The 15381-nt window shown below is 65.5% G+C and carries 10 protein-coding genes; 7 read left to right on the forward strand and 3 right to left on the reverse strand.

The genetic code is table 11. The features are described from left to right. Positions 1-2: 2 nt before the first annotated feature. The 3 genes from AWB79_RS22185 to AWB79_RS22195 all read right to left on the reverse strand — a co-directional run bounded on the left by AWB79_RS22185 (position 3) and on the right by AWB79_RS22195 (position 4028). Positions 3-980 (reverse strand): glycerophosphodiester phosphodiesterase family protein, encoded by a 978-nt coding sequence (locus AWB79_RS22185; RefSeq protein ID WP_061169592.1) that lies wholly within the window; start codon positions 978-980, stop codon positions 3-5. Between the two features lie 208 nt (positions 981-1188). Next, positions 1189-2355, reverse strand: a complete 1167-nt coding sequence (locus AWB79_RS22190) for a porin (RefSeq protein ID WP_061169593.1) — start codon at positions 2353-2355, stop codon at positions 1189-1191. A 329-nt stretch (positions 2356-2684) separates the two neighbouring features. Next, positions 2685-4028 (reverse strand): YhjD/YihY/BrkB family envelope integrity protein, encoded by a 1344-nt coding sequence (locus tag AWB79_RS22195; protein WP_061169594.1) that lies wholly within the window; start codon positions 4026-4028, stop codon positions 2685-2687. Positions 4029-4238: 210 nt separating this feature from the next. Between AWB79_RS22195 and fdnG the strand changes: the two genes are divergently transcribed. The 7 genes from fdnG to AWB79_RS22235 all read left to right on the forward strand — a co-directional run bounded on the left by fdnG (position 4239) and on the right by AWB79_RS22235 (position 15370). Then, positions 4239-7307 (forward strand): formate dehydrogenase-N subunit alpha, encoded by a 3069-nt coding sequence (gene fdnG, locus AWB79_RS22205; RefSeq protein WP_157695826.1) that lies wholly within the window; start codon positions 4239-4241, stop codon positions 7305-7307. A 9-nt stretch (positions 7308-7316) separates the two neighbouring features. After that, positions 7317-8261: a formate dehydrogenase subunit beta gene (gene fdxH / locus AWB79_RS22210; RefSeq protein ID WP_061169597.1), complete on the forward strand. Its 945-nt coding sequence runs from the start codon at positions 7317-7319 to the stop codon at positions 8259-8261. Then, a complete protein-coding gene (locus AWB79_RS22215; RefSeq protein WP_061169598.1) occupies positions 8248-8898 on the forward strand; it encodes a formate dehydrogenase subunit gamma in 651 nt (216 codons plus the stop codon). Before fdxH ends, AWB79_RS22215 begins: the two co-directional genes overlap by 14 nt. 109 nt (positions 8899-9007) lie before the next feature. Continuing rightward, entirely contained in the window at positions 9008-9982 is a 975-nt protein-coding gene (gene fdhE / locus AWB79_RS22220; protein ID WP_061169599.1) for a formate dehydrogenase accessory protein FdhE, read from the forward strand. Continuing rightward, entirely contained in the window at positions 9979-11415 is a 1437-nt protein-coding gene (gene selA, locus AWB79_RS22225; RefSeq protein ID WP_061169600.1) for an L-seryl-tRNA(Sec) selenium transferase, read from the forward strand. The genes fdhE and selA overlap by 4 nt, the downstream gene beginning before the upstream one ends. Then, entirely contained in the window at positions 11412-13331 is a 1920-nt protein-coding gene (selB, locus tag AWB79_RS22230) for a selenocysteine-specific translation elongation factor (RefSeq protein ID WP_061169601.1), read from the forward strand. Before selA ends, selB begins: the two co-directional genes overlap by 4 nt. 35 nt (positions 13332-13366) lie before the next feature. Continuing rightward, entirely contained in the window at positions 13367-15370 is a 2004-nt protein-coding gene (locus AWB79_RS22235) for a bifunctional DedA family/phosphatase PAP2 family protein (protein ID WP_061169602.1), read from the forward strand. Positions 15371-15381 lie beyond the last annotated feature (11 nt).

Genomic DNA, 15381 nt, shown 5'->3' on the forward strand with positions numbered 1-15381 from the left:
TTTCAGGGGCATTGCAGCGGCAGCGCGATACCCGATCTGATCGCGTGCAGCTTGCGGGGCGAATCGGCGAGCACGGCGTCGATGCCGAGACAGGCGGCGGCGCGATAGTCCTCCGCGCGGTCGATGCCGATCGCGACGATTGGCGTCTTGCCGTTCGTGCGGAAACATTTCACGGCCTCGGGCGTCCAGAGCGTCGCGCTCACCGCCGAGCGCGCCTCGCCGAGCGTGAAGGTTTCGACCAGCTCCATCTTTCTCGCGTATTCGAACGCGGTCCAGGTGCCGGACGGCGGCGGCGCTTCGCATGTTCGTGCAAGCGCGACGGCGGCGAGCCGGTCACGCGTCGCGTCGCGCGATTCGAAAAGCCGCGCCTGTGGCCACGCCGCGAAAGCCTTTTGATACGCGGCATCGGTCGAATAGATCAGGACGCGCGACCATGCGTTTTCTTCGCTCAGCACGCGCGCGACGGCGTCCGCCTGCGGTTCGGCGGGCAGCGCTTTCATGTCGAGCATGACGGGGACCGTGGCGGGAATGGCGCGCAGCGCTTCCACGAGCGTCGGAATCCGCACCGGCTGGTCGCGATAGGGATAACGCCTCGCGCCGCTCGCGTCCGTTTCGGCGAAGTTCCAGCCCGCGTTCAGGCGCGCGAGCGCGGCGGCGTCGGTATCGGTAATGGCGCCTTTGCCATCGGTGTTTGCCGCGAGATCGGCGGGGCGATAGAGCACCGGCACGCCATCGCGTGTGAGCTGCACGGTGAGCCAGATCGCATCGGCGTGACTGCGCAGCGCCGCATCGATGGCGAGCAGCGTGTTCTCGGGATAATCGGCGGCGCCGCCGCGATGCGCAACGATCATTGGGAGGACGGACGAATCCCGCGCCTGCGCGGACGAAATCGCGCCCGGCCCGCAACCCTGCATGGCAAGACAAACCCCAAGCGACGCGGCCACGGCGAACGGACGAAGGAAGCGTGTGCGAAGCGACATCATGAAAATCTCCCGAACAGTGAGCGCCGCGTCATTCTGCGGGCGTCGTTCGGGCGATTCGCGCGCGTCCGGTTGATATCCACAATTTGTTGCGTCGAACGAGCAACGTACGGACGAAAAAAAACAGCCACCGGCAAAACCGATGGCTGTTCGAGGGTGCTGCTGTCTTTCCGGCGCGGCACTCGCGTGCCGCGACAGTCGGTTGTTCTTAGAACTTGTGGCGCAGACCGATGATCACCAGTTCCTGGTGATTGCGGCCGCTGTCGAAGCCGAAGTCGGCGATCGAAGCCGTCGCGTCGACCTTCGACTGCGTGCCGTCCGCGTTGGTTACGCGCTGCGAGCCGCTTGCGTGCTGGTACGCGCCGACAGCGTAGACATCGGTACGCTTCGACAGCGAGTAGTCGGCGCCCAGGCTGACCTGGTGATAGTTCGCCGAGGTGTCGCCCGCGCCGTGCGTGTACGTGTAGCCCAGGCCGAGCAGCGTAGCCGGCGTCAGCTGGAAGTTCACGTAGGTGTTGGCCACCTGGAACTTCTCTTGTTCGCCGTACGACGAGAAGCCGTCCGGCTTGTACTGCGCGAAGCTGTACGATGCGCCGGCCGTGAACGGACCGAACACGTACTGGCCTGCGGCGCGTGCGATGCCGACCGAGTGAGCCGTCGAGTAGCCGGAGTTGATGATCGTGTTGAACAGCGAGTCCGAAGACGGGCTGTTCCAGCCAGTCGCGCGGTTAGCCGACGGGTTGTTCGTGTACAAGTAGCTGGCAGCGACCGAGAACGGGCCGTTCGCGTACGTTGCTGCGCCGCCCCAGGTCTGGCCCTGGCCGGTCGTGCCCGCCAGATTGCTGAAGCCGTAGATGCCTTCGAACTGGAAGCCCGAGAACACCGGCGACACGTACTTGACGGAGTTGTTCACGCGCAGGCTGTTGTCGTAGTTGTCGACGTCGCCCGGCGTAGCGAATGCGGCGCCCCAGTAGTTGTCGCCCGTGAGGCCCTGAACCATGTCGACCGACGGGTCATACTGACGACCCAACGTGACCGTACCCCACTGGTTGCCGCTCAGACCGACGAACGCCTGACGACCGAATTCGCGGCCGCCTTGATTCAGCTTGCCAGTGCCCGGATCAAAACCGTTTTCCAACTGGAAAATCGCCTTCAGGCCGCCGCCCAGGTCTTCCTGACCCTTCAAGCCCCAACGCGGGCCGGAGAGCGTGCCGTTGATCATGCCGACCAGGTGATCGCCGTTTGCATTGGCGTGGCTGACATAGCCGATACCGGTATCGATCACGCCGTAGAGCGTGACGCTGTTTTGTGCCTGTGCCGCGCCTGCTGCGCCGAGAAGCGCCAGCGAGAGGGACGTCAGTGCGATTCGTTTCATCGAATTCTCCACGCGAATGATTAAAATCGTTGTTGCCGGCGCAGAGAATAACGCAACGCTTCGTAACTTTAGAAACGAAAAAATATTGACTGTCTCGAAAAACACACACTTCAGTGTGACGCCCGCCAGTCAAGGTTTAGCGGTGATTCTTCGAACGAATTTTGGGAGACAGAGGCGGTTGCGGAAAGTTCCGCACTCGATTCAAGAATTTGAATCGGTTTAATTCTTCGACGTTCGATTACCCTCGATTCAAATAACAAACTGCTTAAGTCGCGCGCGACTTTTCGGATAAACCGGATAGCCGTACAAATCGCGCGCCGATTCGGCTTTCACGATTCCGCGTCGTCGTGTCGCGTGGAATCGCGGCGCGAGAGGAGCGCCACCGCCATGCCCGCGCTTGCGGCGACGAGCACCGCGCGCCACGGATGCCGCCGCACCGCCGCGTTGGCATGCGAGGCCTTGCGGCTCGCGCCGATCATCGCGTGGGCGGTGGCGCGCGTCGCGGTCGATTCGGCACGCGCGATCTTGCGCGACAACTCCAGCGCCCGCGCCACCGCCGAAACCTTCTTGCGGGCCTGTTCCGTCAACTGCTGCGCGTGTTGCGTGCGCGCGCCGATCGCGCGTCGTGCGCTCGCCGTCGCCGGAGCATCCGCGCGGGCGCTCGCGGGCGTGACCGGCGCGATTGTCGAAGCGGCCGCAGCCGCCGCCACCGGCGCGGCGGTGCGCGTCGACGCCGCGAGCAGCGAGCCGATCTTCGCGCGGCTGCCCGGCGGCACGCGGCCGTTGCTCTGCTGGCCCCACGCGCCGCGCGGATCGTGCAAGCGTGCGCGCGCCGCCGAGAATTCCGCGCCGAGCAGGAGCACGGCGGCGGAGAAATACAGCCACATGAGCAGCACGGCGAGCGAGCCCGCCGCGCCGAACGCGCTCGCGGTGCCCGCGTGCGTGAGATACAGCGCGAAGAGTTTCTTGCCTGCGGAGAAGAGCACGGCGGCAACGAGACCGCCGACGAGCGCATCGCGCCACTGCACGGGCGCGTCGGGCAGGAACTTGAGCAACGCGCCGAACGCGACGGTCAGCACCGCGAGCCCGGCGACGAGCTGCACCACATCGCCGATGATCACGAACGGCGAGTTCGCCCACAGCCACATGCCGACCGCCTGGATCGCGGTGTCGAGCACGAGCGAGACGATCAGCAGAAAGGCTACGCCGAGCACGAGACCGAACGAGACGAGCCGCACGCGCACCACGGTCATGATGCTGGAGCGCGCGTCGCCGGACATCGGCCAGACGATGTTGAGGGCCGTGTTCAGCGATGAAAACGTCGCCGATGCGCCGGCCGCCAGCAGCACGAACGAAATGATCGCGGCAAGTCCCGTCCCGCCGCTGCGATGAGCGTTCTCGACAATGCTCTGCACGCCCGCCGCAGCCTGGTCGCCGATGAGCCCGTTCACCTGATGAAAGAGCTGCCCGCGCGCGGCTTCCGGCCCGAAGACCCAGCCCGCGACCGCGATCACCATGACGAGCGTGGGCGCGAGCGAGAACGCGGAGTAGAAGGCGATGCTCGCGGCCATAGCGGCGCAGCGGTTTTCCGAGAACTGCTTCAGCGCGCCGAGCGCCCACGAAGCGTCTTTCTTGACGGCTGCTTCGATTTTCCGGGTGGAGACGGAACTCATGACGACCTCTCGGTTCGATGGATATTGCTTGGCGTCTGTCGAGCACGTTCCATTCCAGAACTGCCGCGTTCAGGCGCGCGACTTGCTGCGTTCACGCGGTTGCGGAAGATATCGCGCTGATTGGTGCAAATACCGTGTCAACCTGTCTGCAACCCGTAATCGAGCACCATATACTTTAGAAACCCACTTTACGACGCGCCGAGGGCAACCATGCTCCAAATGTCACGGCGACAGTTCCTCAAGGTCTCCGCGAGCACGCTCGCCGGTTCGAGCCTGGTGGCAATGGGCTTCTCTCCGGCTCCCGCGCTTGCCGAGGTCCGACAATACAAACTGTCGCGCACCACGGAAACGCGCAATACCTGCCCGTACTGTTCAGTCGGGTGCGGCATCCTCATGTACGGCCTGGGCGACAACGCCAAAAACGCCCGGGCGAGCATCATCCATATCGAAGGCGACCCGGATCATCCGGTCAATCGCGGCACGCTCTGCCCGAAAGGCGCCTCGCTCATCGACTTCATTCATAGTCCGAGCCGGCTCACGTTTCCAGAGCATCGCGCGCCGGGGTCGAGCGAGTGGAAGCGCATCTCGTGGGAAGAGGCGCTCGATCGCATCGCCGTGCTGATGAAGGAAGACCGCGACGCGAACTTCGTCGAGACCACGACCGACGGCAAGAAGGTCAACCGATGGCTGACCACGGGCTTTCTCGCGGCGTCGGCGGGCAGCAACGAGGTCGGCTATCTGACGCACAAGACCGTGCGCAGCATGGGGATGCTCGCATTCGACAATCAGGCGCGTGTCTGACATGGCCCGACGGTGGCAGGTCTTGCCCCGACGTTTGGCCGTGGAGCGATGACGAACCATTGGGTCGACATCAAGAACACGGACCTGATTCTGGTGATGGGCGGCAACGCAGCCGAGGCGCACCCGTGCGGCTTCAAGTGGGTGACCGAGGCGAAGGCGCATCGGCGCGCGCGGCTCATCGTCGTGGATCCGCGCTTCACGCGCACGGCATCGGTCGCGGACTTCTACGCGCCGATCCGCACCGGCACGGACATCGCGTTCCTGGGCGGCGTCATCAACTATCTGCTCACGAACGACAAGATCCAGCACGAGTACGTGAAGAATTACACGGACATGTCGTTCATCGTGCGCGAGGACTTCGCGTTCAAGGACGGCTTGTTCTCCGGCTACGACGCGGAACATCGCAAGTACGACAAGACGAGCTGGGACTACGAGCGCGGCGACGACGGCTATGTGAAGACCGATCCGACCTTGCAGGATCCGCGCTGCGTCTACAACCTGCTCAAGCAGCACTACGCCACCTACACGCCGGAAATGGTGACGAAGATCTGCGGCACGCCGACCGACAAGTTCCTCAAGGTCTGCGAGATGCTCGCGACGACGGCCGTGCCGAATCGCGCGGGCACGATCCTCTATGCGCTCGGCTGGACGCATCACTCGGTCGGCGCGCAGATGATCCGCACGGGCGCGATGGTGCAGCTTCTGCTAGGCAACATCGGCATTGCGGGCGGCGGCATGAACGCGCTGCGCGGACACTCGAACATTCAGGGCTTGACCGATCTCGGCCTGATGTCGAATCTCTTGACCGGCTACATGACCCTGCCGATGGAAGGCGAGCAGGACTACGACGAGTACATCAAGAAGCGCGCGTCGCAGCCGCTGCGGCCGAATCAGTTGAGCTACTGGAAGAACTATCGCGCGTTCTTCGTGAGCTTCATGAAGTCATGGTGGGGCGATAACGCGACAGCCGATAACAACTTCGGCTACGACATGCTGCCGAAGCTCGACAAGTCATACGACATGCTGCAGGTATTCGAGCTGATGGCCGCGGGCAAGATGAACGGCTACATCTGCCAGGGCTTCAATCCGCTCGCGGCGGCGCCAAACAAGGCGAAGATCGGCCTGGGTCTGTCGAAGCTGAAGTGGCTCGTCATCATGGATCCGCTCGCGACCGAGACATCGGAGTTCTGGAAGAATCACGGCGAGTTCAATGACGTCGATTCATCGAAGATCCAGACGGAAGTGTTCCGTTTGCCGACCACCTGTTTCGCGGAGGAACGCGGCTCGCTCGTGAGTTCGTCGCGCGTGCTGCAATGGCACTGGCAAGGCGCGCAGCCGCCCGGCGAAGCGCGCAGCGATCTGGAAATCATGTCGGGTTTGTGGCTGCGCATGCGGAAGGCGTACCAGGAGAAGGGCGGCAAGTATCCCGATCCGATCCTCAAGATGACATGGCCGTATTCCGATCCGGAAAGCCCGACGCCCGAAGAGCTGGCGATGGAGTACAACGGCCGCGCGCTCGCCGATGTCACCGATCCGGCGGATTCGACCAAGGTGCTCGCCAAACGCGGCGAACAGCTCGCGAGCTTTGCGCAACTGCGCGACGACGGCTCGACCGCGAGCGGCTGCTGGATCTTCTGCGGCTCGTGGACGCAAGCGGGCAACCAGATGGGCCGGCGCGACAACTCGGACCCGACGGGCATCGGCCAGACGCTCGGCTGGGCCTGGGCGTGGCCGGCGAATCGTCGCGTGCTGTACAACCGCGCATCGTGCGATGTGAACGGCAAGCCATTCGATCCGTCGAGAAAACTCGTCGCGTGGAATGGCCGCGCGTGGACCGGCGCGGACATTCCGGACTTCAAGGTGGACGAGCCGCCCGACAAGGGCATGAGCCCGTTCATCATGAATCCGGAAGGCGTGGCGCGCTTTTTCGCGCGCGACGGCATGAACGAAGGGCCGTTCCCCTCGCACTACGAGCCGTTCGAAACGCCGCTCGGCTACAACCCCTTCTTCCCGGACAACAAGGCGGTCACGAGCAATCCGGCCGCGCGCGTGTTCCCCGATGACCGCGCGGCGTTCGGCACCGCCGACAAGTTCCCGAACACGGCGACGACGTATCGCCTGACCGAGCACTTCCACTACTGGACCAAGCACGCGCGCCTGAACGCGATCGTGCAGCCGCAGCAGTTCGTGGAGATCGGCGAGGAACATGCGAAGGAAGTGGGCGTGGTCGCCGGGGATCGCGTGAAGGTGTCGAGCAATCGCGGGCATATCGTCGCGGTGGCGCTGGTCACCAAACGCATCAAGCCATTGACCGTGGAGGGCAAGAAGGTGCACACCGTCGGCCTGCCGCTGCACTGGGGCTTCAAGGGCCTCACGAAGCCGGGCTATCTCGTCAACACACTCACGCCTTCCGTGGGCGACGGAAACTCGCAGACACCCGAGTTCAAGTCGTTCCTCGTGAAGGTCGAGAAGGCATAGGGGGACGAGATGGCTCTGCAATCGCTCGATATCAAGCGTCTCTCGGCGACGACCGTGCCGGAGACGCAGGTGCGCGAGCCGGTGACGGGCACGGTGGCGAAGCTCATCGACGTGTCGAAGTGCATCGGCTGCAAGGCGTGCCAGACGGCGTGCATGGAATGGAACGATCTGCGCGACGATATCGGTTACACGACCGGCGTCTATGACAATCCGCGCGACCTGACGGAACATTCGTGGACGGTGATGCGCTTCACCGAATACGAGAATCCGAAGGGCGACCTCGAATGGCTGATCCGCAAGGATGGCTGCATGCATTGCGAGGACCCCGGCTGTCTGAAGGCGTGTCCGTCGCCGGGCGCGATCGTGCAGTACACGAACGGCATCGTGGATTTTCACGAGGAGAACTGCATCGGCTGCGGCTATTGCATCACGGGCTGCCCGTTCAACATCCCGCGGCTCTCGAAGGAAGACAACCGGGTCTATAAATGCACGCTCTGCTCGGATCGCGTCGCGGTCGGGCAGGAGCCCGCGTGCGTGAAGACCTGCCCGACCGGCGCGATCATGTTCGGCACCAAGGTGGACATGCATCAGCAGGCGGCCGAGCGCGTCGAGGATCTGAAGGAGCGTGGCTTCGCGAACGCGGGTCTGTACGATCCGCCGGGCGTGGGCGGCACGCATGTCATGTACGTGCTGCACCATGCGGATCAGCCGGAGTTGTATCACGGTCTCGCGAAGGACCCGCACATCAGTCCGCTCGTGTCGATCTGGAAGGGCGTGACGAAGCCGCTCGCGATGGCGGGCATTGCGCTCGCGGCGCTCGCGGGTTTCTTCCATTACACGCGCGTCGGACCGAACGAAGTCAGCGAGGATGACGAACTGGAAGCGCACCGCGAGGCGGAAGAAGTGCGGCGGCGTCGCGAGGGCGGACAGGAGCGTACAGATGAAACACGATAGCGAACTACGTGATGTGAAGGGGCATCGGCTGATCGTGCGCTACACGCCGAACGAGCGCACGAATCACTGGATCACCGCGATCACCTTCGTGCTGCTTGCGCTGTCCGGGCTCGCGATGTTTCATCCGTCGATGTCGTGGCTGTATGCGATTTTCGGCGGCGGGCAGTGGACGCGCATTCTGCATCCGTTCGTCGGCTGCGTGATGTTCCTCTCGTTCCTGATTCTCGCGTTGCGATTCTGGCATCACAACTATCTGGACAAGAACGACGTCCAGTGGATGAAGCAGATGAACGACGTGCTCACCAATCGCGAGGACCGGCTGCCCGAGATCGGCAAGTACAACGCGGGGCAGAAGATCCTGTTCTTCGTGATGGTGCTGAGTCTCGTGCTGCTGTTATTGAGTGGCATCGTGATCTGGCGCGCGTACTTCGCGTTCTATTTTCCGATCACCGTGATTCGCTTCGCGGCCGTCGTGCATGCGGCGACAGCGTTCGTGCTGATCGTGTCGATAATCGTGCATATATATGCGGCTCTGTGGGTCAAGGGCTCGATCGGCGCAATGACGCGTGGCACGGTTACGTATGGATGGGCGCGCAAGCACCATCCGCGGTGGTTCAGGGAGACTATCGGGAAGTAAAGAGCCATTCACCGGTTGGGCCAATACGAGCGGGGTGCGGTCCATTACGTGTCGAATTTAGCTGATATGCTTGATCGACCGCCGTGCCCACCCCGCGAGGAAACCTTCCGTGGTCCAACGCATAGTCGAAGCCGCGCGCATCGAATCCCTCGATCCATCGGCGATTCCGCGTCTGCGCATGCCCGAGCGCGCCACCGTGTTCGCCGCGCGCGCCGCGCGTCTGTTGCAACTCGCCGACGCCAACAATCCCATCTCCGGTTATCTGCGCCTGATGGCCGCGCTCGCCGACGCGCAGCAGCGCCTGCTCGCGAGCTTCAACGCACCGATGCCATCGCGCGAAACGATCGAGCTCAACCAGCGCCATTCGATGCCGATCGTCCCCGCGCTCACCGACACACGCGGCCCCGCCTGGCGCGACGCGCTCTTCATGCTGCTCGACAGCATCGAAGCGGCGGGCGCCCTTACGCCGGCGCTCGCGCAACTCGTCGCTCGCCTGCGCGCGATGGACTCAGCCGCACTCGACGCCCAGGCCGACGCGATCCTCGCTCTGCGCTTCGCCGAAGTCGATCCAGCCGCAGCGCCTTTCATCGCCGCCGCGTTGCAGGTCGTGTGGACCGATCTCGCGAGCCGCATCGACATGAAGGACGTGCCGTATCTCGATGCGCCCGGCGTGTGTCCGGTGTGCGGCTCGGTGCCGGTCGCGAGCATCGTGCGGGTGGGCGGCGCATATGAAGGCTATCGCTACGCGCAATGCGGCCTGTGCGCGACGGAGCTGCACGTCGTGCGCGCGAAGTGCACGAACTGCGATTCGACCAAGGGCATCGCCTATCACGCGATGGGCTCGACCGACGCCAGCGACGAAGACAAGAGCGAGCTCGCGCGCCGCGCGCCGCTCAAGGCGGAGTCGTGCGACGAATGCGGCACGTATCGCAAGATCGGCTATCAGGAGCGTGCCTACGATTTCGAGCCCTACGCCGACGACCTCGCAAGCCTCACGCTCGATCTCCTGGTGAGCGATGCGGGCTATCGGCGCGCGGCGCCGCATCCGTGGCTGTGGCCCGAACTGACGGAAGACGACCAATGAGCGACGTCACCGGAAAGGACGGCGGCGAGCTGCGCGCGCTGATGGCCCGCGTGCCGTCGGTCGAGCGCGTACTGGCGTCGCAGGCTTTCGAGGCGATCATCGCGGAATACGGGCGCACGCATACGCTCAGCGCATTGCGCGCGACGCTCGACACATGGCGCACGGATGCGCAAGCGGGACGCGCATCGGTCGATGGATTGGCCGACGCCGCGCTTGCCCACGCGGTCGACGCCACGCTGGCGAAGCGCATGCGGAGCCATGTGCGCAGCGTCTTCAATCTGACCGGCACCGTGCTGCATACGAATCTCGGTCGCGCGCTGCTGCCGGACGAAGCGGTGCGGGCGGTGGCTGAAATCCTCACGCGCCCGGCGAACCTCGAATTCGATCTCGATACCGGCGCACGCGGCGACCGCGACGACCTCATCAACGGCCTGATCTGCGAGCTGACCGGCGCCGAAGCCGCGACCGCCGTGAACAACAACGCGGCGGCGGTGCTGCTCACGCTGTCGGCGCTGGCATCGAGAAAGGAAGTGATCGTGTCGCGCGGCGAACTGGTCGAGATCGGCGGCGCGTTCCGCATTCCCGACATCATGAGCCGCGCCGGCGCGAAGCTGCGCGAAGTCGGCACGACCAATCGCACGCATCTGAAAGATTACGACGAAGCGATCAACCCGAAGACCGCGCTCTTGATGAAGGTCCATTGCAGCAACTACGCGATGAGCGGCTTCACGAAGGAAGTGACGCTCGCGGAACTCGCGCCGCTCGCGAAGGCGCGCGGCTTGCCCGTTGCGGTGGATCTCGGCAGCGGCACGCTGGTCGACCTCGCACAATGGGGATTGCCGCGCGAAGCGACCGTGCGCGAGACGGTGGCGGCGGGCGCGGATGTCGTCACCTTCAGCGGCGACAAGCTGCTGGGCGGACCGCAGGCGGGCCTGATCGTCGGACGCCGCGAGTTCATCGCGAAGATCAAGAAGCATCCGCTGAAGCGCGCGTTGCGCGTCGGCAAGCTGACGCTAGCCGCGCTCGAAGCGGTGCTGCGCCTTTATCGCACGCCGGAAACCTTGCGTGAACGCCTGACCACGCTGCGTCTGCTCACGCGTCCCGCCGATGCGATGCGCGTCGCCGCCGAGCGCATCCGGCCCGCGCTGCAATGCATGACCGGGGATGAATTCGCGATCAGCGCCGAGCCGATGTTCAGCCAGATCGGCAGCGGCGCGTTGCCCGTCGATGTGTTGCCGAGCTATGGCCTCGTCGTGCGTCTCGCGAGCGGCAAGCGCGCGGGCGGGCATCCGAATCGCATCGAGAAGCGGCTGCGCGAGTTGCCGCGCCCGGTGCTCGGGCGCATCGCGGATGGCGCGCTGTGGCTCGATCTGCGTTGCCTCGAAGAAGCGGACGAAGCCGCGTTCATCGCGCAACTGGAAGCACGCGCATGATCGTCGGCACGGCGGGGCACATCGATCACGGCAAGACCACGCTGGTGCGCGCGCTCTCGGGCGTCGATACCGACCGGCTGAAGGAAGAGAAGGCGCGCGGCATTTCCATCGAGCTCGGCTATGCCTATGTGCCGTTGCAGGACGGCGGCGTGCTCGGCTTCATCGACGTGCCGGGTCACGAGAAGCTCGTGCACACGATGGCGGCGGGCGCGTGCGGCATCGACTTCGCCTTGCTCGTGATCGCCGCCGACGATGGCGTGATGCCGCAAACCCGCGAGCATCTCGCGATCCTCGAACTGCTCGGCGTGGCGCGCGGCGCGGTGGCGGTGACCAAATGCGATCGCGTGGATGAATCGCGCGTGCGCGAGGTGCATGCGCAAGTCGAGGCGCTGCTCGCGCACAGCCCGTTGCGCGGCGCGGCGCTGTTCGACACCGACGCGACGAAAGCAAACGATGCAGGCGTCGCCGCGCTCGATGCGCATCTGCGTAACGCCGCCACACACGGGCAAGCGCGTCGCGACGACGGCTTCTTCCGGCTCGCCGTCGATCGCGTATTCACGCTAGCGGGACAGGGCACGATCGCGACGGGCACGGTGTTCGCGGGCCGCGTGAACGCGGGCGACACGCTCGCGCTCGCGCCGCGCGCGCCGGGAAGCGAGCCGGTGCGCGTGCGCAGCATTCATGCGCAGAACCGCGCGGCGCAGACCGGCCACGCGGGCGAGCGTTGCGCGCTCAACCTCTCGGGCATCGAGCGCGATGCGCTTTCGCGTGGGGACTGGCTGGTCGATGCGCGGCTCGCGCGCGCGTCCGAACGGCTCGATGTCGAACTGATCCTCGCAGGCGATGCGCAATTGACGCTCACGCACTGGGCGCCGCTGCACGTGCATCTCGGCACGACGCATCGCGTCGCGCATGTCGCGCTGCTCGGAGCGGACACGCTCGCCGCCGGGCAAGCCGCGCGCGTGCAGCTCGTGTTCGATCAACCTGTCGGCGCGCTGCCGGGCGACCGCTTCATCGTGCGCAATGCGCAGGCGAGCCGCACCATCGGCGGCGGCCGCGTGCTGGATCCATTCGCGCCGGCCCGCAAGCGTCGCACGCCGCAACGCCGCGCGTGGCTCGATGCGCTCGCCGCGATGCTCGACACCGGCCGCGTCGATGCGCTGTTCGAGCAAGCGCCGTATGGCTTGCCGCGCTCGCTGATCGAACATCTGTGCGGCATGCCGGCGGCATCGATCGCATTGCCCGGCGATCTCCGCATCGTGCCCTCGCAAGAGGACGCATTGCTGATCGCCGCGACGCACTGGCGCGCGCTGCACACGCGTCTGCTCGACGCCCTCGCCGCATTCCACGAACACTTCCCCGATGAACAAGGTCCCGATGCCGCGCGTCTGCGCCGCATGGCTGCGCCGCTCGCGCCCGACACGCTGTGGCGCGCGCTCGTCGACGATGCGGTGACGCAGGGTGCAATTGCGAAAAGCGGGCCATGGCTGCATTTGCCGTCGCATGCGGTGACGCTCAACGAACGCGAGGAAACGCTCGCGCGCGCGGTGCTCGCATCGATCGAAAACGGCCGCTTCGATCCGCCGTGGGTGCGCGATCTCGCGAGCGCCCATGGCGTCGCCGAGGACGACATGCGCAGGCTTCTCAGAAAGCTCGCGCGGCGCGGCGACGTGTATCAGGTCGTGCGCGACCTGTTCTACTGCCGCGCGTCGATCGGCGCGCTGGCGCGGCTCGTGGCGGATGAGGCGCAGGCACATGGCGGCGTGCTCGGCGCGGCCGCTTTCCGCGACGCGAGCGCGCTGGGCCGCAAACGGGCGATACAGATTTTGGAGTTCTTCGACCGCGTTGGGTACACTCGATTCCACCGCGAACATCACCTGTTGCGACCCGATAGCCGCTGGCACGAGTCCGTCTGACGATTGCGCGCCGCGCCCGGTCGCGGTCGATCACGATGGAGCATTCCTACTTCAAGCTGCTGCATCTTCTGTCGGGCCACCCCGAGTGGGCGCTCGCGGTCGTGCTGCTCGCGTCGTTTCTCGAATCGGTCGCGTTCATCGGCACCTTCGTGCCGGGCAGCACGGCGATGTTCATCGCCGGCGCGCTGGTCGGCGCGGGCGCGCTGAACCTCGGCTGGGTATTCGTCTGCGCGATCGCGGGCGCCATTGCCGGCGATGCGGCCAGCTTCTGGTTCGGCCAGCGCTACGCGGACCGCATCGCGCAGATGTGGCCGTTCCGCGCGCATCCCGGCGCGCTTGCCGCAGGCAAGAAGTATTTCGAAGCGCACGGCGCGAAGAGCGTGGTGCTCGCGCGTTTCGTGGCGCCGATGCGCGCCGTCGTGCCGGTCGTGGCGGGCGTCGCCGGCATGACGCCCGCGCGCTTTCTCTTCGTCAACATCCTGAGCGCGCTCGTGTGGGCGCCCACGCACATCCTGCCGGGCGTCGTGTTCGGCGCGTCGATCGAGCTGGCGGGCGCGGTGTCGATCCGGCTCGTCGTGATCCTGATTCTCGTCACCGCGATCGCCTGGGTGGTGTTCAACCTCGCGCGCGTCGTCGTCGAGCACGCGATGCGCTGGACCATCGCGTCGAGGGACGCCCTGCTCGCGTGGGCGCAACGAAGCGATGGGCTGCCCGCGCGGCTCGTCTCGCGCGCGCTCGATCCGGCCAATCCGGCGACCGGGCTCATCGTCGTGATCTCGATCCTGTTGCTCGCCTCGACCGTGGTGTTCTTCTCGGTGCTCGCGAATGTGGCGCGCGGCGCGTCCATCGTGCAGGTCGATGTCTCCATCTATCGCCTGCTGCAATCGTTCCAGTCGAGCTGGACCGACTCGATCTTCGACGCCGCCGCGACGCTCGGCAGCACGGAGACGCTGCTCGCGCTCGGCGCGATGGTCATCATCTGGATGAGCTTCGAGCGGCGCTGGCGCACCGTCGCGTACTGGGTCGTGGCGGTCGTGTTCTCGCAAATGCTCGTCGCGGCGATCCGCTTCACGGCGCACGAGCCGATCCTCGTGTCCTTCGCGCCCACGGAGCACAGCTTCCCGAGCAGCCATGTCGCGGCGACCGTCGTCATCTATGGCTTTCTCGCGTTCCTGCTGCTTCGGCGCGTCGGCGTGCTGACGGGGGTGATCATCGCGACGGCGACCTCGGCGATCGTCACCGCGGTGGGCGTCGCGGGACTCTACTTCGGACGCTTCACGATTTCGGACGCGCTCGGCAGCACCGCCCTCGCGGCCGTGTGGGTGTTCCTGATCGCGCTGACGGCGGTATGGCGCAACCCGACCAGGCCCAAACCGCGCCCGCTCATGGCGCTCGTGACCCTGCTCGTGATCTGCGGCAGCGTCGCGGTACAACTGAGCGACGATACCGAAGCGCACAGCGCGCCCCCCGCGACCGTTGTCATCACGCCGATACAGTGGACCGATAGCGTGTGGCGCACGTTTTCCTGTTATCGCGCGAGCATGGAGGGCGACCGGCGTGAGCCGATCACCGTGCAATGGGTCGCGACGCCCGCGCAGATCCGCGCGCAACTGCTTTCGCGCGGCTGGACCGAGGTGTCGCATGTGAGTCTGAAGAGCGTGATGTCGGTGGTGATACCGAACGCGCCCGCCATCGCGTTGCCGGCCTTGCCACGCCTCAATAACGGCGAGCCTTCGACGCTCATTTTCGCGCGCGCGCTGATGGGACCGGACGAGCGCGATGTGCTGCGCTTCTGGCCGACGCGTTATCAGGTGCGCGCGCCCAACGGTGCGCCGCCCGCGCCGATCTGGCTGGGCTCGGTCGTGCATGAGCGCCTGCGGCGGCCGTCGTGGCCGTTCAACGTGCTCCGGCCGGATCGGCGCGTCGATCCGATGGCTTTCGATCATGACAAGGATTCGCCGTGGCGCGGCATCGAAATTGCGAGCAGCGCCGGGTGTGGAGGCGTGCCGGTGATGCTCGTCGAGTCGAGGTCGCAATGAAGCATCGAAAG

The organism is Caballeronia hypogeia, assembly GCF_001544875.2.
GTDB lineage: Bacteria > Pseudomonadota > Gammaproteobacteria > Burkholderiales > Burkholderiaceae > Caballeronia > Caballeronia hypogeia.

Coding starts and splice junctions, on each gene's coding strand:
- AWB79_RS22185 (WP_061169592.1), bottom strand. CDS start 980: ATGTCGCTTCGCACACGCTTCCTTCGTCCGTTCGCCGTGGCCGCGTCG.
- AWB79_RS22190 (WP_061169593.1), bottom strand. CDS start 2,355: ATGAAACGAATCGCACTGACGTCCCTCTCGCTGGCGCTTCTCGGCGCA.
- AWB79_RS22195 (WP_061169594.1), bottom strand. CDS start 4,028: ATGAGTTCCGTCTCCACCCGGAAAATCGAAGCAGCCGTCAAGAAAGAC.
- fdxH (WP_061169597.1), top strand. CDS start 7,317: ATGGCTCTGCAATCGCTCGATATCAAGCGTCTCTCGGCGACGACCGTG.
- AWB79_RS22215 (WP_061169598.1), top strand. CDS start 8,248: ATGAAACACGATAGCGAACTACGTGATGTGAAGGGGCATCGGCTGATC.
- selA (WP_061169600.1), top strand. CDS start 9,979: ATGAGCGACGTCACCGGAAAGGACGGCGGCGAGCTGCGCGCGCTGATG.
- selB (WP_061169601.1), top strand. CDS start 11,412: ATGATCGTCGGCACGGCGGGGCACATCGATCACGGCAAGACCACGCTG.
- AWB79_RS22235 (WP_061169602.1), top strand. CDS start 13,367: ATGGAGCATTCCTACTTCAAGCTGCTGCATCTTCTGTCGGGCCACCCC.